This window comes from Pseudomonas californiensis, from assembly GCF_021147775.1.
GTDB classification, from domain to species: domain Bacteria; phylum Pseudomonadota; class Gammaproteobacteria; order Pseudomonadales; family Pseudomonadaceae; genus Aquipseudomonas; species Aquipseudomonas californiensis.
Window position 1 is genome coordinate 45,714 of the sequence record NZ_JAGTPK010000006.1, and the last position, 18,041, is coordinate 63,754.

15 protein-coding genes and 1 pseudogene are annotated in these 18,041 nt (G+C 56.0%); 6 read left to right on the forward strand and 10 right to left on the reverse strand.

All coding sequences use genetic code 11. The features are described 5' to 3' along the window. Positions 1 to 113: 113 nt before the first annotated feature. The 5 genes from KDX37_RS07525 to KDX37_RS07545 all read right to left on the reverse strand — a co-directional run bounded on the left by KDX37_RS07525 (position 114) and on the right by KDX37_RS07545 (position 8,559). Complete coding sequence (locus KDX37_RS07525; RefSeq protein ID WP_231652049.1) at positions 114 to 533, reverse strand: hypothetical protein; 420 nt, start codon at positions 531 to 533, stop codon at positions 114 to 116. Between the two features lie 116 nt (positions 534 to 649). Then, positions 650 to 1,804: a hypothetical protein gene (locus KDX37_RS07530; RefSeq protein ID WP_231652050.1), complete on the reverse strand. Its 1,155-nt coding sequence runs from the start codon at positions 1,802 to 1,804 to the stop codon at positions 650 to 652. Further along, entirely contained in the window at positions 1,801 to 2,595 is a 795-nt protein-coding gene (locus KDX37_RS07535; RefSeq protein ID WP_231652051.1) for a hypothetical protein, read from the reverse strand. The genes KDX37_RS07530 and KDX37_RS07535 overlap by 4 nt, the downstream gene beginning before the upstream one ends. Continuing rightward, positions 2,592 to 6,584, reverse strand: a complete 3,993-nt coding sequence (locus tag KDX37_RS07540) for an AAA domain-containing protein (RefSeq protein WP_231652052.1) — start codon at positions 6,582 to 6,584, stop codon at positions 2,592 to 2,594. Before KDX37_RS07540 ends, KDX37_RS07535 begins: the two co-directional genes overlap by 4 nt. Continuing rightward, on the reverse strand, positions 6,577 to 8,559 hold the full coding sequence (locus KDX37_RS07545; protein ID WP_231652053.1) for a hypothetical protein: 1,983 nt from the start codon (positions 8,557 to 8,559) through the stop codon (positions 6,577 to 6,579). The genes KDX37_RS07540 and KDX37_RS07545 overlap by 8 nt, the downstream gene beginning before the upstream one ends. A gap of 203 nt (positions 8,560 to 8,762) precedes the next feature. Here KDX37_RS07545 and KDX37_RS07550 point away from each other — a divergent pair, with 203 nt between their 5' ends. Together KDX37_RS07550 and KDX37_RS07555 are read left to right on the forward strand one after the other, a co-directional pair. Continuing rightward, positions 8,763 to 9,161 (forward strand): hypothetical protein, encoded by a 399-nt coding sequence (locus KDX37_RS07550; protein WP_231652054.1) that lies wholly within the window; start codon positions 8,763 to 8,765, stop codon positions 9,159 to 9,161. A 60-nt stretch (positions 9,162 to 9,221) separates the two neighbouring features. Then, complete coding sequence (locus tag KDX37_RS07555) at positions 9,222 to 9,704, forward strand: GNAT family N-acetyltransferase (protein ID WP_231652055.1); 483 nt, start codon at positions 9,222 to 9,224, stop codon at positions 9,702 to 9,704. Positions 9,705 to 9,803: 99 nt separating this feature from the next. Here KDX37_RS07555 and KDX37_RS29405 read toward each other — a convergent pair whose 3' ends face one another. The 4 genes and pseudogenes from KDX37_RS29405 to KDX37_RS07565 form a co-directional block, all read right to left on the reverse strand. Continuing rightward, positions 9,804 to 9,929 (reverse strand): hypothetical protein, encoded by a 126-nt coding sequence (locus tag KDX37_RS29405; protein ID WP_264759182.1) that lies wholly within the window; start codon positions 9,927 to 9,929, stop codon positions 9,804 to 9,806. Between the two features lie 62 nt (positions 9,930 to 9,991). Then, the gene (locus KDX37_RS07560) at positions 9,992 to 11,500 is read right to left on the reverse strand and encodes a chemotaxis protein CheW (RefSeq protein ID WP_231652056.1); all 1,509 of its coding nucleotides are present in this window, start codon (positions 11,498 to 11,500) and stop codon (positions 9,992 to 9,994) included. After that, the gene (locus KDX37_RS29710) at positions 11,497 to 12,090 is read right to left on the reverse strand and encodes a methyl-accepting chemotaxis protein (RefSeq protein ID WP_406641750.1); all 594 of its coding nucleotides are present in this window, start codon (positions 12,088 to 12,090) and stop codon (positions 11,497 to 11,499) included. Before KDX37_RS29710 ends, KDX37_RS07560 begins: the two co-directional genes overlap by 4 nt. 33 nt (positions 12,091 to 12,123) lie before the next feature. Further along, a pseudogene (locus tag KDX37_RS07565) lies at positions 12,124 to 13,725 on the reverse strand (PAS domain S-box protein); the annotation flags it as partial. A gap of 714 nt (positions 13,726 to 14,439) precedes the next feature. Between KDX37_RS07565 and KDX37_RS07570 the strand changes: the two are divergent. From KDX37_RS07570 to KDX37_RS07580, 3 genes are all read left to right on the forward strand, one after another. Then, positions 14,440 to 14,619, forward strand: coding sequence for a con-10 family general stress protein (locus tag KDX37_RS07570; protein WP_231652058.1), 180 nt, complete (start codon positions 14,440 to 14,442; stop codon positions 14,617 to 14,619). Positions 14,620 to 14,917: 298 nt separating this feature from the next. After that, the gene (locus KDX37_RS07575) at positions 14,918 to 15,265 is read left to right on the forward strand and encodes a con-10 family general stress protein (protein ID WP_231652059.1); all 348 of its coding nucleotides are present in this window, start codon (positions 14,918 to 14,920) and stop codon (positions 15,263 to 15,265) included. A gap of 283 nt (positions 15,266 to 15,548) precedes the next feature. After that, positions 15,549 to 16,109, forward strand: coding sequence for an ATP-dependent Clp protease proteolytic subunit (locus KDX37_RS07580; protein WP_231652060.1), 561 nt, complete (start codon positions 15,549 to 15,551; stop codon positions 16,107 to 16,109). A gap of 28 nt (positions 16,110 to 16,137) precedes the next feature. On the opposite strand, the gene KDX37_RS07585 is transcribed toward KDX37_RS07580, so the two are convergent. After that, positions 16,138 to 16,461: a hypothetical protein gene (locus tag KDX37_RS07585; RefSeq protein WP_231652061.1), complete on the reverse strand. Its 324-nt coding sequence runs from the start codon at positions 16,459 to 16,461 to the stop codon at positions 16,138 to 16,140. Positions 16,462 to 17,117: 656 nt separating this feature from the next. Between KDX37_RS07585 and cyoA the strand changes: the two genes are divergently transcribed. After that, positions 17,118 to 18,041, forward strand: coding sequence for a ubiquinol oxidase subunit II (gene cyoA, locus KDX37_RS07590; protein ID WP_231652062.1), 924 nt, complete (start codon positions 17,118 to 17,120; stop codon positions 18,039 to 18,041).

Sequence of the window (18,041 nt, forward strand, 5' to 3'; positions counted from 1 at the left end):
ATAGGAAAGAGCACGATCTTCTCAGAAACCGGTATCAAGGTCTCCAGGCGTCTGGCCAGCAGTACACCTTTAACGCCTTGGCTTTTCGTATGCAGGTCAAGCATGCACGCGGCTCAAAGCCTGGATTTTGCCAGTGCGAGCAGCTTGAGCAGGCCGCCGTCAAAGATAAACGTTTCGGTCCAGGCAACACTCATCGGTATGAAATGCCCCTCAAGCCCAGTGAGCTGGCGACCACGCGACCAGTTGTTGACGATGTAACCCGGCTCGTCGTCCCCGCCAACCGCCATGCCTCTTTCCAACGTCAGCATTTCATCTCCCACTGCTTCAGGGACGGTGGACATGAAACGGGTGGGACGGTCACCGACTGGCTTGCGAAATTCACGAATGGCTGGCGCGAACCAGTCCAGAAACATCAGCGGAAAATCGTTCTGCTCATACACCGGGCCTTGACCGTCGGGTTGATCATAACGCCGAACAATCGATAACCTGCCGTGATTATCAAAGAATAGATAATGCTCGTTCGGTACTGACATATTCAATTTTTCGCTGAGCAGTCTGACGCCTGGTGGTGGAGCTATCGGATTCTGAATCGGCTCCAGCGGCGTTTTCAGAGGATAACGCTCAGCCCTTCTCCACATGATCGGCCGCCTTAAATGATATGAACCACACCGGCGCGCAGATACGCGTCGAGTTCGACTTTACGATTTTCAAAGGTGAACAGTTCCACCACACCCAATTTCTCATGAGAGCCCTCAATCAGATTTTCAGTCACCCCGTCGCCCCGGAAATAGTGGTTATTACCAATCTGGGTGTGCATGCGCAAACGCTCCAGCAGCAGGATAAGGCGTTGCGGCTCAAGACCCTGAGTACTCAGAAAACTGTAAAACTGAAACTCGGACAGACGCCATCGTTCCCCCCAGTAAGCAAGCGCCTTGAGATACAGTTCCCGGTACTGGGTCTGGAAGGCAGTGTTCATGATGAGGCTCATCAACTCCACCGGATACAGCGCAGGCAATTCGTGAGTGGAGAATTCGCCAAGTTTCTCGAATGTTGCGCTGACACTGACAGACTCACACAAGGTACAAGCCTGCTCGGTATCAATGACCAATAACACGTAATCGCAGCCTTCGGCATAGTCCTGCCCCAATTTGTGGGCGATCAGCCGGTAGTCCTTGTCGGCGTCTTCTATCTGTCCAAAACTGGTATTCCAGTATTTGACCCCCTGCCCGGACTGCCCTTCAAATCTTGCGCCGAGGTATTGACCCTTGCCATCGTCGCCCAGGTATTTACGCTCCATGAAGCGCACCTTGTAACGGGCTTGCGCAACCGCATCCGTTTGCGCCAGAGCGGCCACCTCTTCATCATTGAACAGAGGTCTGTAGCCGTGTTGCTCAATCCGTCGGCGCGCATCGTCGATCCGTGCCCGCACACCCTGCACGGTCAACGGCTCCTGATGACGTCGCGTTTCCCACGGACAGTGGGCCAGCAGAGAACAATCAATACTCTGCATCACCTTGTCGAGCTTCTGTCGGGCGAGGACGTTCGTTACCTCTTCGGCCTCGCGCATTATTCGATGCTGACGTTCAAACTCACGACATTTCTGCGCCAACATTCCCAGATAGCGGATGCGCAAGTACTCAGGCAGCTGGTCCCAACCGAGCAGCGCAATCAGGGCGAGAATACCCTCAAGGTGTTCTACGGTCAGGCATTGTTCTATATCCACCAGTAGCCGCTCGATCCTGGCGCGGTCGCGCGCCATGCGACCACTGCCATCGGTTCTGGGGTAACTGATGACCCCGCTCAAGAGTCATGTTCCACACTGCGGCGGATCAACCCTTGAGTGGGCGCGTGCGGCACCTGATCATCTGAATCATAAAGCGATTCGATATCGTCCCAAACACGCTCGGCCAGTGCAGCAGAGTCAACGTGCCCAAGTACGTCGGGAAGTAACTCGGCCAATGCTGCGCCGATGCTGATTGAGCTCTGCTCTAGCTGGCTTTGCAGTAACGCAAGACGCGTCGAAAAGTGCTTGCTGGCCATCCCTGGATAGCGCTGCTGCATGGCCTGCAGCAGCTGATAAGCCTCGGTACCCAAACGTACCTCATCACCCTCAAGCGAAAGCATGCCACTTTTTTCCATGTTTTCCAAAGTGATGCCAAGTGTTGAAGGTCGACCGATACGCAGGTGATCCAGCGAGTCCAGCAGCTCTGAAAAAAGCAGATGTGAGGGTTCGGGCATACGAAAATCGAGGTCGAAATCCGACTCATCGAACGCGCTGCGGAGCTCGCGGTACCGATTTTCATCAAGGTAGTGCTTATTGCCAGGTGGAAGTACATCAAGCCACCCTGCCCGCTTCAACACCTGAACGTCAAATTCAAGCCACAGCGATTTGCTGGCATGATCAAGCCTCATGGTCCTGACTTCCACACATGCATCACCGTGATCCGCCGCCTTGCCGAGGTCGGCGATCAGGCGCAGCAGTGCAGACGCATCGCCCCTCTGCCCCACCGGGCAGGCATCCAGCCGCTGGCGATAAAGTTCGATGTGCTGTTCTTCGATAGTCAGCCGGATATCATCATGTGCACTGTTACTCACTCGAAACTTCCTTCATAGAGTTTTTGCAGCAAGTGCATTGTCGTGCCAGGCCTAACACCCAAGCGGGAATGTGCCAGCTTTAGAATGTCGATCGTCGCCGCACCAGGCGCAGGAAAGGTGACATCACACGCCTCTACCTTGCCTGCGCGCCAGACACACGGATCGCCCGCAATGACATTGACCTCGGCGTCAGCCATTTTTTTTTGGACCCGCTCCTGAAAGTGTCTGGCTTCAGCCTCGGTGCTGGCTGCTATGGTGCCTACGATCTCGCAACCTCCGACCCTTAGATGAACGCTCAACGCATCTTCTTTCACTTGCTGCAGGCGCTGTTTAACCGAATCGGCCAAGATGTCCAGAATGCCCATGCGCACTCGTCCCAATGCAGAATAATGCACCGACTTCTCAACAGGTTCGATCAACTGCAACACTTCAAGTTGCGCGACCTCCTCACTTGCCAAGGCATTTACCTCAACGCCTTGTCGACACTGGATACGGACCAACACATCAATCAATTCACGAAACAGCTCGGCTTTGACTCGATGGGTGTCAAGTGTTCCACGCACAGAACGCAACGATTCCCGTGCACTGAGCAATTGCTGCTCGATATTTTCACTGCGCTCGCTTTTCAAGCGACTTACGGCGTGTTGATAGTCCTTTACTGCCGACAGCTGGAACGCCTGCGCTACTGCATCAGACGTTATTGCATTGAGCCGCACCCGGCTCAGTTTGCTGCGGATTTCTGGCTCATGACGAAACTGCATGCTCAAATGCCAGGCAATGGTCTCGCCAACATAATCGTCATCGGTCGCCAGGATAATTTCCTCGAACGAGGATGCCTGGCGGCGAATTTTCTCAACCAGCACACAAGCACCAGCGGTCAGTCGGTAACGCAGTCTGAACGCGCGATTGATCAACGTCGGCAGGTCATAGCAATCATCCTCCACCTCGGTGATGCTGCCACCGGTGACCCATACAACGTAATCAGAGCCAAGGTATTCGGACAAAAGTTTCTGTTTGCCCCCTGCCTCGATAATCACCAGACGATTGGGAAAAAGCCTTTCACAGCGACGTGTTTTACGGTCATCCGTGAATGCCGCGTGTCCCAGGTAGTAGCCAAGATAATGCACAGAATTACCGCGTAACGCCGTCAGATCGACTGCACGGTGATCAGTATTGATGCCATAAGTCTGCTCGCATACAAACGCGACGAAGCAGTCCTGGGCTCTTGAGATCGCCACGTTCAGCAGGTAAGGCGTGTTTCGAAAGTACGGCTGCCCTTGACTGGAAGCTCCATGCACGGCACTGAAGAGAACAAGCGGCTTTTCCGCGCCCTGCAAGGAGTCGACGGTGCCGATCGTAATCCGTTCGACATCCTCAAGGTCAAACCCCAAGGGTTCACCGGATTTGCGCGAAGCATCGCGAAGGGCTTTGCGCAAGGGTTCGATCTGCGCCTTGAATGGCGTGACGACCGCGATCAACTCGCCAGCTCCTCGAAATACCTTGCCCTTGAGCTGGTCCTTGGCGAGGTAGAAATCACGTATCTGTGGCCATCGGTCCATTACGAAGCCCGCGATCAGATCCGCTTCACCGGTGCTGAAACGTGAACCGTCTTCCTTGCCGTTGATAAAGTCCGAATGCACCCAACTGAACGACGGCAACGGACCGCGTTCGACACTGTCGCGAGGCATGAACATCAGCTTGTTGTCGTACACCATATCGTTGCAACACTGAATGATGTTGGTCTGACAACGGTAATGTCCGCGCAACATCAAACCCCGCCCCTGATGGGATTGGCACGACGCATGACGAACCAGTGCGAGCATGCTGCCATTACAGGTCGTCATGCGTCGCTGCATGGCGACGACGTAGTCTCCAGGCGTGTAACCGAACAAGTGATAGGCCTGGACTTCATCGGCGATCTGAATATCGTTGATAACAGGCTGCAACTGATCGACATCGCCCACTACCAGCGCCCGTCGGGCAAGCCCCAGCAACGGCAGGCCCAGACGCTGCTGCGCCTGACCGCTTTCATCCATGATCAACAGATCGGCCTTCGCAAACAGGAAGCGCTTGCCCTCCAGCCTGAACAGTTGAGGCAATGTGTGAAGCGTCGAAACCAGACAGGGCGTAAGCATGCACAGACGCCGCAAACCCAGTTCGACATTGCGCGAAGTGCGGGCCACCAAAAGCTCTTGCGAACACGCCAGCAGATAACGCCCCTCCCAGTAGCGAGCGGCCATATGGAAGGCCTGCGGACGCAACGTCAGATCCAGCAAGCGATCAATCAACAGAACTCGAGCATCACTTTCAAGCTGTCTGAAATCCTTGTCACTCAGCGAATCAAGCGACAGCGCTTGATCCTGAATGCGCTCGCGCAATACGTTCAGCAGCAGTTGAGTGCGCTCAGCGCGAGTCCCGTTCAACAAGGTAACCAGTTGCCGGGCGGTATCGAATGACTGATCGCGCTCCTCATCCCGGAAGCTGGGGTAGCCCGGCACCAACTCAGCCAGAAGAACGAGCAGGTTGCTGAGGTTACGGGCTCTGACGAGCAGGTTGCTGACCCTCTCGGCAACGTCGCGGACGCTTTCACGGCAACGTTCCACTGCCGCTTCAAGGGACAGGTCCGATTGATTGAAAAAGCGTCGCGCGTGCTGAAGGTAGTCGAGAACATTGGCCTGGAGCCGGGTGATGTCCGATGCGGGCTGATCGGCGTTACACCAGTTGAAGACGGTCAGATCGCCGGCTGCGCTTATAGCACCCAGAACCATGTCGTGCTGCTGGTTTTTCTTTTCCAGCTTTTCGTTTGCACTGGCCGAAGGAAAATAGGTTCCGTAGCTCTGAGGTGCCGAAAACCAGCGCTTGAAATACAAAAACTGCTGTGGCGGCTCTTCGTCTCCTCGATAAAGCACGGACGGAAAAGCGCCGATAACGTTAGTGACTGACTGGTTGGTCGAACCCACTGCGACAGTCACGGGGCAATCACCGCCGACAATTGCCGCTTCCACCCATTGATGAGCGACAACGGCTTTGAGCATCGCCGTTTTGCCAGAACCGGGAGGACCATTGACGGCCAGTACCTCGCCTGGCTGACAGCTGGCGAGCCGCTCGATCACCAAGCGCTGGCTGTTGTCGAGTGCAAACATTTCCCGGTCTGAAAGCCGCTGCAGACCGACGGCTTTCTGTTCGTCCATATGGCCAAGCAGATAGCGGGGGTTACGTTCGACGTCGCTCGCCAGGGTGTCATGCTCAGTCGGCTTGACGCTCTCGGCGCCCTCATGAGCAGCAATTGTCTGCCCAAGCGGCGTGTCCCACAGTACGTCGTCGTCAGTCTCTGACACCCCCTGATAGAGGTCCAGAATGTTACGGATGGGTGTCGTGTCAGCTTGTTTGTAGACAGCCAATTGAGCACTGAGGGTGAACGGCTGACGGGACTGCTGCCGGAGCATGGCCGGCAGGTGCGCAGGCGCAACGCCCGTAGTGGCTTCGCACAGGCTGACGGCATGTGCATGCCAAATGGACCAGGCGTCTGTGATCGGCGGCACACTACCAAGCTTGAAGTCGACGTAGCTCTGCTCTGAACCCAGCACTACATCAGGCGTCTCTCGAGTATCGCTTTGCAAAAGCTGGACATTGAACAGTACCGGCAAGTCCAGTGCAGGCCTGAGCTTGAAAAACTCTGCGTCCCGCAAGTTGCCCGTGTCGACGACAATACCGGGCAACGCCAGAAATGGCAGCGCAGGCTGACCAGGCGTTTCAAGCTGATAAAGCAGGTATATGGGCTGATGACCGTGCTTGCCCGTGGCGGTGACGGATGCGACAAATGCATCGAAGATTTCAGGCTCGTTCGGAACACTGAATATGGCCTCAGCCAACTGCCCGGAGTAATCGATGTCGCGCGTTTTCGTCCCTTTGATGGGCGTCATGTCGGAAAATTTGGGGACAGCACACAGGTACTGCAAAAGGTCCAGGTAACGGCGTGATTCAGACATCGACACTTAGCTCCACATTCAGGATCCGGCTGACTTGGTGAGTGCCATTGAATCGATTGGTACGCACAACGAAAATTGCTTTTTCAAGATTGGGAATGTCTTTAAGCCTCTGGCTACCAGCACGCTGCCGGTAATTGAGAATGGTACCCGGCGCAAGCGATCCGCTGTCCGGGTCGATACATTCCAGCTGATGCTCGTCCGGCTTCTTCTCACCCAGATAACGGGCACGTGTGCCTGCACGGGGACTGCCCGACGGCAAGGCAAACAATTGAGTACACACCAGCCGCACAACGTTCGCGCAACTTTGCGGAGAGACGCGGTAGTCCAGGCTTACGCGGCCGGATTCATCGATGACCGAATAGCCTGCCTTGCGCAGCAAACCGGATGACAGAAACAATGCCAGGGATATCTCGGCTTCGGGCTGAGCCACGACAACCGCACCGCGTCGAAAAAAAGCCGGCAGACTACTCTCGTAGGAGGAAGCGTCGAACGCAGACCACGCCCAGAGTGCCTTGAGTGAGACGCCGCTATATTGCTGCCTGCTGACGTGGGCAGTCAGGTCGGTGAGTACTTCACGCATGTGCCAATACGGAAACTTCTTGTCGTCCTTGCGTGACTGCGCTTGTACTTCGATGACGCATTCAAACCGGACGTCCTTGCGTATCCCCGCGATACCGAAACGCAATAGCTCCGTGCGCTTGACCCTGTAGCAAAGATCATTGCTCACGCCGTCATCACCCGCTTGTTGCAGATAAATGGACTCCGGGTCACTGTCGCGTACCCGGAAGGCGCCTTGAACCACATCGCCGAAGAGGTCCACGGCAAAGTCGAGCCGACAATACCGCAAGCTGAATACCAACGGCACTCGCTGTGCCTGCTCGCTATCAAGCGACAGGTAATAGGACTGAGGCACCTTGAGTGGTTGCTCGAACACCAGTCGTCCTCCCGGATATCCGCTTAGCTCAATACGCATGACGGGCTTTGACTCATCACCTGGCACTTCTTCGCGCAGCGCATTGGCTAACGTGACATCGGCCCAGAGCGGCGCTGGGGCAACACTTACAAACCTCATCATTTGCAGGGAGAGCCGACCGTCGACGTATGACGCGCTCACCTCAATCAGCAACGGTATGTCTGGCGAAGGCTCAAACATCATGATTTCCGCGCTTGTCCGGGGGTACCTTTTGCCCGTGAACACCAGACCGAGGCAGGCAGGCAGCGGGCATTCCAGCAGCCAGAAACGTATCTCGCCTTGAGTTTTAAGTCCTACCAGCTCGCATTGTGAAATGCCTTCAGGCATGCAAGGCTCTATCGCCGTCACCTCGTAACACAAGTGCTTGGGAACCCAGGCTGCGCTTACGTGCAGGCGGACGTCCTGGGGCCGGGAAAGACGGTCGATAGACTGGTTCCAGAGTTGCGCGCGAGGCAAACGACATCGCAGTTCATAACATTTTTGTGTAGCGTGCTCGATATGTTCCAACACGCCCAAGTAGCCCCCGCCATGCTCGCTCAACTGACTCAACACAACCCGCGTTGGCGAAAAGACGAAGAAATCTATCGGGTTCAGTTCGAACGTTCGCGTGCCTTTGCTGATGATCACAGTCCTGATCAGACCTTGATCGAGCGCCCAACCCGACGCACACATGAATGTTGACTCATTGAGCAGTTGCAAGGTCGTGGAGACACCGTCGATGGCAAGCGCCAACAGCCCGTGGGTTTCAGTTCGCGAGAAGCTGATAACCGATAACACTTCGCCGAGCGGAACACGCGCGCACAACAAGTCCGTGACTCGCCACCCGTTTTCCTGTTTGACCCTCAACGCCACCACAGCCTGGCCATGATCGGTTTCAGCCAGCATGGCGTGAACGAGAGTCTGTGCATCCAGCTTCTCGCTGGATTGGCGGTTGTTGTATCGCCACTTGAAAAATGTCTCGCCTGCTTCTTTGTGCAGGCGGGCGTCATCCGTGATTAACATGATTGTCCTGTGATCTGTATACCCGAGCGCCATACGCTGCTGTGAAACCGGTTGAAGGGACGTCGGCTTATCAAAGCTGAAAGGATAAAGCTTTTGCCGTATGAACACTAACAGGTGTATCGCTCGTATGCCTCGGGAAAGGCTTCAAGCAATCTGTCATTTGCCAATAGCCAGATACCCGTCGCTATGGCTATGCTGCATCCATGAATGCGCCTGTCCAGATCCGCCACCACTGCCCGCCCGGCGCTTGCAACTGCGAGCGGGAACGGCTGGACGCCGCAGACGCCGATCAACGGATCCTGCTGTTGACCCGCGAGGAAGAAAAGCGTCTGGTCGATCGCCTGGAGCGCATCGAAAGTCTGGCTGAGCTGCACCGCATGCTGGACAAGGTCTACCAGCAACTGGGCGTGCGCATCGAGGTTGCGCCCGGCTTCAACGAAGTGCGCACCATGCGCGGGATCAACATTGTGGTTCAGGAAAAGATCGGACTGTGTCGCAAGACCCGCCAGAGCATTCCCGCTGCGATTCGCCGCGCGCTTGAGGCACGCCCGCAGATTGCCTATGAATTGCTGAACGCCAACGACCTGCTGCGCGACGCCTGACTATCCGCAGAATGGAGGTGACGGCTATGATGCCGCGTCCATCATTCAAGGAGTGTCTCTGTGTCTCTCGAAATCCGCCCCGCCACCGCAGCCGATGCCAGCCAGATCCTTGCATTCATCACTGAACTTGCGATCTACGAGCGCGCCGGTCACGAAGTGAAAGCCAGCGCAGAAGATATTCAACGCTCCCTGTTTGCAGACAATGCGCCAGCCAAAGGCCTGATGTGCATGTATGACGGCAAGCCCATCGGCTATGCCGTGTATTTCTACAGTTATTCCACTTGGCTGGGGCGCAACGGCGTGTACCTCGAAGACCTTTACATCACACCAGAGCAACGCAGCGTGGGGGCCGGTCGCAAGCTGCTGCGCCATATAGCCCGCGAGGCGGTGGCCAATGACTGTGGGCGTCTGGAGTGGAGCGTGCTGGACTGGAACGAGCCCGCCATCAAGTTCTACGAGGCAATCGGCGCCGAGCCGCAGAATGAATGGGTGCGTTACCGGATGGAAGGCGCTGGCCTGAGAGACTTCGCCAACGGCGAGTAATGCCTCGGCCATCGTCATCCAACCGAGAGACGCTCGATACAAAGACGCCCGTACTGAAGCAGTACGGGCGTTTTCATGAGGCGTCTCGGCGTACGTTGATCAGCAAACGCCGGGCGGAATCCCGCCTTTGTTGAAGTCCTTGAGGCGTTCCTTCTCTTCGGGCGTCGAGTGTGCAGGCACGTCGCTTTGCGGCTCCGGCTTCTTCTCTTCTTTCTTCTCGCTCATGTCAGTGCTCCCTTCATGGATGTCCACGTAAGGCCACAGACAAAGCGTTCCGTTCAGCTCGATTACGCCATGGCAGGTCGACCATCGTTCGCCCTGGCTGACTGACGTTGATCTACATCCCGTTCCAGTTGCCTGGCCAAGCCCTGCAAGTCCAGCAGGGTCGCGCGCCAACTGCGCTCCGGACTGCCAACGCTGACCAGCGAGCGAACCCGATCGTTGACCGAAATATCCTTGCCAATGTTGGTCTGCCAGCCTTTATCGAGCATCGCCGGATCAAACTGATTGAAGGCGTCGATCGAATCCACGCACCCGACCGCAAAGCCAAAGCACAGCCGGTCACCACGCACGATCAGCACCCGGGAAGCCTCGCTCTGCGCATGCGGTGCTTCCTCCAGCAAACTGCTCAGGCAGATCAGCGGCACCTGTTCGCCGCGCAGATTGAACTGGCCGAGCAAGTGTGTCGAAGGTTGCGACAGGCCAATAAGTTGCTCAGGCACCGACAGGATTTCGACAATCTGGCTCAAAGGCGCCACAAAACGCGTCGGCGCATCAAACAGCAGGCAAGCATGGCGCAGCATCGTCCTGGTGACTTCGTGCGAAGCCTGAGCAGGTTTGACGTCGTGCTGGTAAACCTGGGTATAGCTTTTCACCTCCGGCCGCTGCAACAGCGAAGGGTGATCGAGCAACAGCGCTTGCTCGCCATCCTGCAGGTTCATCACCCCAGCCAACAGCTCCGGATGGGGCAGACCATAAGCAGGGACCGCCAGCATCTGCTCCGGGTCCTGACGATGAATCGCCACCATGCGGTCATAACCAAAACCGCAGACACGCCCGTCAGGTGCGGTCAACAGCAACAACTGCGGCTTGGACGGCTGAGGCTGATGATCCAGCCCCAGCACCTGCGACAGGTTCAGCGCCGGAACCTTGGTGCCGCGTACCAAGGTCACCCCAAAGCAGCAGTCGCTGGCAAAGTCCGAGGGGCTGATGTCCGGCTGATCCACCAGTTCGGTGACGACGCTGGCATCAATGCAGAAATGACGGCCGTCGCACTCGAACACCAGGTAATGAAGCAACCGGTGCTGAGCGGCAAGGGCCTCTTCGCTTCGCAACCGCGCACTCGGGTCGGCAGCGAACAGGACGCCTGGCAACGCCGCCAGGCACGCCAGGTCCAGTTTGTAGATCAGACGCGAAGTTTCAGTACCAAGCATCAGTGCTGGCAGCAATCCAGCGTTCTGGCCACCAGGCCCCATCGGGTAAAACCGGGAATCCGGAGCCTTCAGAATGTCGCAGACAGCATCGATCGCCAACCCCAGAAAGCCACCGTCGTACTTGAGGATGGCTACCAGCGGCGTGGGCTCGGCAGTTGCAACGCTGTCGGCCAGTTGGCCGCGCAGATCCACCAGCGGTACCGGTTTGCCGCGCAACGTAAACACACCCAGCAGCGCCCCGCGCGTCAGCGGGTGCGGCTGAAGATCCGTCGGCCAGTGCACGGCTTCCATCAGCGCATCAGCAACAATCGCCAGGTGGATGTCGTTGATCTGCACGACCCCATAAGCGTTCAGGCTGCTCATGCAGGTTGTCCGACGGACACCTTGTCCTGCGCGTCCGAGTAACCAGCGGCATTGGTTTTATGCAGTTCGGTAATCAGTGTTTCCACTTCCTGCGCCGACACACGCTGCTTCTCGGTGGCCGTGTTGATGCCGTCGATTGCCTGAGTGGTCTGCATCACGCCTTCCACGATGTGCTCGAATGCTTCGCCGGCGCTGCGCGAAATCTCGTTGCCTGAATCGATGCGGCTGACGGTTTCCAGAATAAGCTTGTTGATTTCCTTGGTGGCGCGCGATGACTTCTCCGCCAGCTTGCGCACTTCATCGGCAACCACCGAGAAGCCCAGGCCATGCTCACCGGCCCTGGCCGCTTCAATAGCGGCGTTGAAGGCCAGCATGTTGGTCTGGCTGGCGATTTCACTGATGACTTGAACGATGTCCTGAATGCCTTCCGCCGACTTGGCGATCATGCCCATGGCATCGGAGGCCTTGACCAGAGTTTGCGAACCACGACTGGCCTGCTCGCGTGTCAACCTCGCCAGCTCAGTCGCCGTGTCGGTGCTTTCAGCGACATAAGCGATGGCGTTCATCAACGACTTGACTGATTCGCCCATCGCCAGAGTCTTGGCTTCGATGGCCTGCTCGACCTCCACCTGACGGGTAATGTCAGTGGCGAACTTGACGACTTTGAACGGCTTGCCGTCATGATCGAAAATCGGGTTGTAGGTCGCCTGAATCCAGATGTGCTGGCCGTATTTGCTCAGCCGCATGAAGCGCCCAGAGAAGAACTCGCCCTGCCCCAACCCATGCCAGAACTCGCGGTATTCGGTGCTGCGAACGTACTCTTCTTCGCAGAATATCCGGTGATGCTTACCTTTGAGCTCCTGCATGCCATAGCCCATGGCTTTCAGGAAATTGGGGTTGGCGGTCAGAATGTTACCGGCCATGTCAAATTCGATGACTGCCTGAGCACGGTCAATCGCCGTGACCTTGCCCTTGTCCTCGACACTGCTTTCTTTTGCGTTGGTTACGTCCAGCGCAAATTTGACGATTTTATAGGCCTTGCCTTGCGCATCGAAGATCGGGTTGTAAGTCGCCTGAATCCAGATTTCCTTGCCGTCCTTGCGCAGACGCTTGTATTCGTTGGCATCGTATTCGCCACGGCCGAGTTTTTCCCACAATTCGCGGTACTGAAGGCTGCTGACGAACTCTTCCGAGCAGAACATGCGGTGGTGCTCGCCGATGACTTCGTTGAGGTCATAGCCGAACACGGCGAGGAAATTACGGTTGGCGGCCAGTACTTTGCCAGTCAGGTCGAATTCGATGACCGCCTGGGAGCGTTCGATGGCAGTGACCTTGCCAGCTTGTTCCGCTTGCCGAGCGCGGCTCTCGGTCACGTCGTTGGCAAACTTCACAACCTTGTACGGGCGACCTTCAGGGTCGAGGATGGGGTTGTACGTAGCGCTGATCCACAGTTCACGGCCATTTTTGCCGACCCGCTTGTATTCACCAGAGTCGTATTCGCCACGCTCCAGTTTGGCCCAGAACGCTCGATAGTCAGGGCTGTTCAGGTACTCCTCATCGCAAAACATGCGGTGATGCTGGCCCTGTACTTCGTCCAGGCGATAACCGAGGATCTTGAGGAAATTTTCATTGGCGTTGAGCACCCGACCGTTCAGATCGAACTCGATGACACCCTGGGAACGGTCAATCGCCGCCACCTTGCCTTCGTACTCCGCGTTGGTCTTGCGCTGCTGAGTAACGTCCGTCGCGAACTTGACGACCTTGAAGGGGTTGCCCTGCTCGTCAAACACAGGGTTGTAAGTTGCCTGCAGCCAGATTTCCTTACCGTTCTTGCCTAACCGTTTGTACTGACCCTCGTCGTAGGCACCCTTGCCCAGCTTCTCCCAGAACGAGGCGTATTCGAGGCTGACCACGTGCTCCGGGGTACAGAAAATACGGTGGTGGCGGCCCTGGATTTCGTCGAGGCGATAGCCGACACAGTCCAGAAAATTGGTATTGGCCCGCAGTATGTTGCCTTCGAGGTCAAACTCGATCATCGCTTGAGACCGATCAATGGCCGTCATAAGCGAATGGAGGTCCAACTGCACCCCGGTCTGGTCCTTAGGGGTGATTTCAGTGGTGATCGACATGGAAAATGCTCTGGTGTGTGACATCAATAAAAGGGTGTGATGAAGCATCGACGGCTGCGGGCCTGGCTTGAATGACGCGTTGACGCATCTGAACATGAGGCCTGCGGCCGCAGCCGGGTAATCGTATTTCTCAATGCTGGCAATAGCGCTATGCCATCACTCGATGATTCGGGCATTCGCTGCAACATTGAGTAGGCTCGCAACGTTCGCATGACAGCTGTATCTGTACAGACTGCCTCGCTGGCCATTAGTTCGCCACTACCAGTGATCCGACGACCTCCGGTGAGCAGCAATTATCAGGAATACACCCACACAACGAGGATGACCGCACAGGTCCAGCCGAGTGTGAGCAAGAACGAAAGCCCTGCAAGACGCGGATCCATGACCCCCCCGATCCTCATGGCTTGAAAAAGCCAATCGCTACATACGCGGCACAGAAGTCGATGGATCATCAACCAGGCGCTTTTTTTCAGGAACTGATCGCAAAAGGTGTTCGCCTGGCGTTTCAACAACCGCTCAGCGACAGGCCACGCCCCTGTAAAAGCAGTGAATCGTCACGCTTCCCCCATGCAATCGAATCGAGCCCAGCGATTGGAAGAGATCGGCTGATTGACGGGCTGCGTCTTTGACGGCCCCTGTACAGAACGATGAATATGTTGAGCTTTCTGTACAAATCCTTGACAAGTTGTACCGCTGATCGGCCGTAACGAAAATAATAAAAGCATTCTGCGCTTTACACTTATCGGAGTAGATGTCCGTTACCAACAATGGACAGGCAACACTCTTTTACTTTGATACTGGAGAGCCATCATGACCACAAGTAACAAGAACCCTGGCAACTTCGCAAACGATCGAGAAAAAGCGTCTGAAGCCGGGAAAAAAGGCGGGCAAGCATCGGGCGGCAACTTTGCCAACGACCGCGAGAAAGCATCTGAAGCAGGCCGCAAGGGTGGACAAAACAGCCACGGCGGTGGCCGTCAGTCGTCCTGACTTCCAGAGCGGTTGAGCAACTAGTTGCAGGACACTGCAGGGTGGAAAGTTCGTTCATTTCATCAGACTGCTTATTGCCTGATCAGCAGCCGAACGTAAAGCGGTCAATGATGACATGAGTGCAATACAGCCCACCCCTGCAGTGCCTGCACATACAGGCCGCCTCTATCCGCAAACGGCAAGTATCCAGGACAGACAGCGCTATCATGGAGGACTGAATACGTATCCCGACAGCAGACAGTCGGCAATGAATATCTGCTGGAGACGCAACCACATACTTTCTATGAGGTATCAAACAATGGCTCAGGATAAAAACAGTGGCATGAGCGTAAACGAAGCGGGCAAAAAAGGCGGTGAAGCCACGTCGGCCAGCCACGACAAAGAGTTCTATCAGGAAATAGGCAGCAAAGGCGGTCAAAACAGCGGTGGTAATTTCAAGAACGATCCGGAGCGCGCTGCAGAGGCCGGTAGCAAAGGTGGCCAGAACAGCGGTGGCAACTTCAAGAATGATCCAGAACGCGCAGCCGAAGCGGGAAGCAAAGGCGGTCAGAACAGCGGCGGCAACTTTGCCAATGATCGCGAAAAGGCTTCCGAAGCCGGACGCAAAGGCGGTGAAAACAGCCACGGCGGCGGACGCAAACGCTGACAAAAGCGGGCGCAGGGGGGAAGACGTTCTCCCCTGTTCCCGACAATGGTCAACGCGACTTCAGACTTGCCGTACAGCGATCATTCCCGGCAAGCCTTCCAGATTACATGCGCTGCCCGGCCGTCAGACATGAATGATTCCGGCAAGTGCATGCCTATTCTTCCGGCATCGACAACCCGTCGGAGCGCATTCGGATTGCTGGCGATTGTCCTTTGGCAAGTGAATGCATATCCGGCGGCGATCGCCGATGTCGTTATGCAACCTTCGCTTCAAGGATGCTCCCATGACCGTGCACATCATCAACTTTACCGGCCCGATCACGGCGTCCACATGCGGCCAGTTGATCGAAAAAGGCTCACAGGCGGTTCAGCAGGACGCCTCGTCCCTGACACTCAATCTGGCCACAATGGGCGGTGAATGCAGCTACGGCTTCACCATGTACAACTTCCTTCTTTCGCTCGAGATTCCGGTGCATACCCATAACCTGGGCACTGTGGAATCCATGGGCAATATCGTTTTTCTGGCGGGTCAACGTCGCACCGCCTGCCAGCACAGCAAGTTCCTGTTTCATCCATTCCATTGGCATCTGCACGGGTCGGTCGATCACTCGCGCATGTCTGAATATGCCATGAGCCTGGATTATGACTTGCACCTGTACGCACGCATTGTTGCGGAACGCACCCAGGACGCGCGCGAGGTGCTTGAAACGGAAAAATACCTGACAGCCGCACCGCGTATCCTTGACCCGGCCCAGGGACTGGCCACAGGAATGATCCATGCAATTGAATCACCTACATTGAAAAGTGCATGCATCATTCACAGCATTCACAGCATTCACTCGTGAACGGCTGACGGCCATTGGTTCGCAAGGACTATTGGCCATCGTCATCGTCACTGTCAGCCCGGTCCGCGCAAGGGAGACGCCCGGACTCGCCCCCAGCGACCCGCTCTGCCCGATCAATGCCGCGTTTCAATGCATCGTGAACGGTCCATTGGTTGCCTGGCAGGGTGGTTGTGCGTTTCATGACAGTTTCCCCACCGTCCGAATACACGCAGACCAGCAAATCAATATCGCCGTTTTCTGACTCGCGCGCGCAGACATGCGCCTTGCAACCATTCTCGAGCGTGCGTTCAAACGTTTCTTCTTTGCCCGAATTCTCAGGTGGCGTGACAGTAGTGTTATCGCTGTTAGACATAATGCCTCCTTGACCATCATGAAAGTTACTGATGTGCACACACGTTGACCTTAAAGGATCCGTACACATTTCGATAAATATGTTCGCACCCGACAAAAGGCAGAATAGCGCTTCGCTAGTTAGACCGTTCGTCAGCAGCGTAAATTTTTTATACAACCAAATCCTTCGACTTTCTTCCAACACGTTGATGGCCAGATCAGGAGTCGGCTTTAACTAAACGTGACAGGCGAAGCCGCCCAGTGCTTCACCAGGAGAACCTGATGTCGAGCATCCCACCTTCCCGGAAGCAGGTATGTAATGAGTATGCCGAAACACCCACCGCCTCGCTTGTATATGAGCGCTATATAGAAAAGAGCGGAGCGCAGTCTGGCGCTGAGCGCTTCCCTGAAGGACAGCGGTATAGCCCGAATGGTAATAACCGCGGGCCAACTCAGGTCGTGACACGTAATGCATATGGCCGTTCATGACCAAAGGTATCGGCAGGCGTTTGAATTAACCCAATGCCTGCCTCTTTGTTCAAAACGCCAACAATAACGATGGAGCGTTTGCTTGCGTATTGCCACTACTTATTGCGTCAGCACAAGAGTCAGATGGCAAACGTGCGGCGGTAACCGATTCATTGCACCTGTTTTATCCGTACAAGAGGTAGAGCGCCAATGCGAACTATCAAGCATTGCCTGATGGCATTGTCCGTCGCGTTAATGGTGTCAGGTTGTAACCTGGTGGTGTTCAATCCCAAGGGCCAGATCGCGACGGACGAGCGCAACCTGATCATATTGGCCACGGGCCTGATGCTGCTGGTGGTCATCCCGGTGATCATCATGACGTTCGTGTTTGCCTACCGGTATCGGGCCACCAATAAAACGGCACGCTATTCGCCCCGCTGGGCCAGCTCGCACAAGATCGAAGCAGTGGTATGGGGCGTTCCGCTGTTGATCATCATCATTCTCGGCTGGGTGACCTGGGTGACCACGCACGCCTTGGACCCTTACAAACCCCTCGAATCAGAAATCCCGCCGGTGAACGTCCAAGTGATCGCCATGGACTGGAAATGGCTGTTTATCTATCCGGACCTGGGCATCGCTTCGGTCAATGAACTGGCCATGCCTGTGCACACGCCGGTCGCTTTCACCGTCACTTCCGATGCGGCCATGACCTCCTTCTTTATTCCCGCTCTGGGTGGGCAGATCTACGCGATGGCCGGGATGCAGACCAAATTGCATCTTATCGCCAACGAAGCCGGCGAATACCGCGGTATTGCTGCGAACTACAACGGTCCGGGTTTTTCGGACATGCACTTCAGCACGCTCGCCACCTCACAGGCCGACTTCGACAGCTGGGTCGCCAGGGTGAAGGCCACATCCCGTCCCCTCGACCATCCCGCGTACAGGGCTTTGGCCGAGCCGACGATCGGCCACGAAATCACCCATTACTCGGCCGTGGATCCAGCGCTGTTCAAAAATATCGTCGACAAATACGAAGGCATGAACAAGGCCAAACGGACGGTTCAAAACCCCGCACTGGCCCCGGCATCTGCCGATGAAGCCGCTAACCAGAGCTCGATGTCGCAGGAGCGTTGA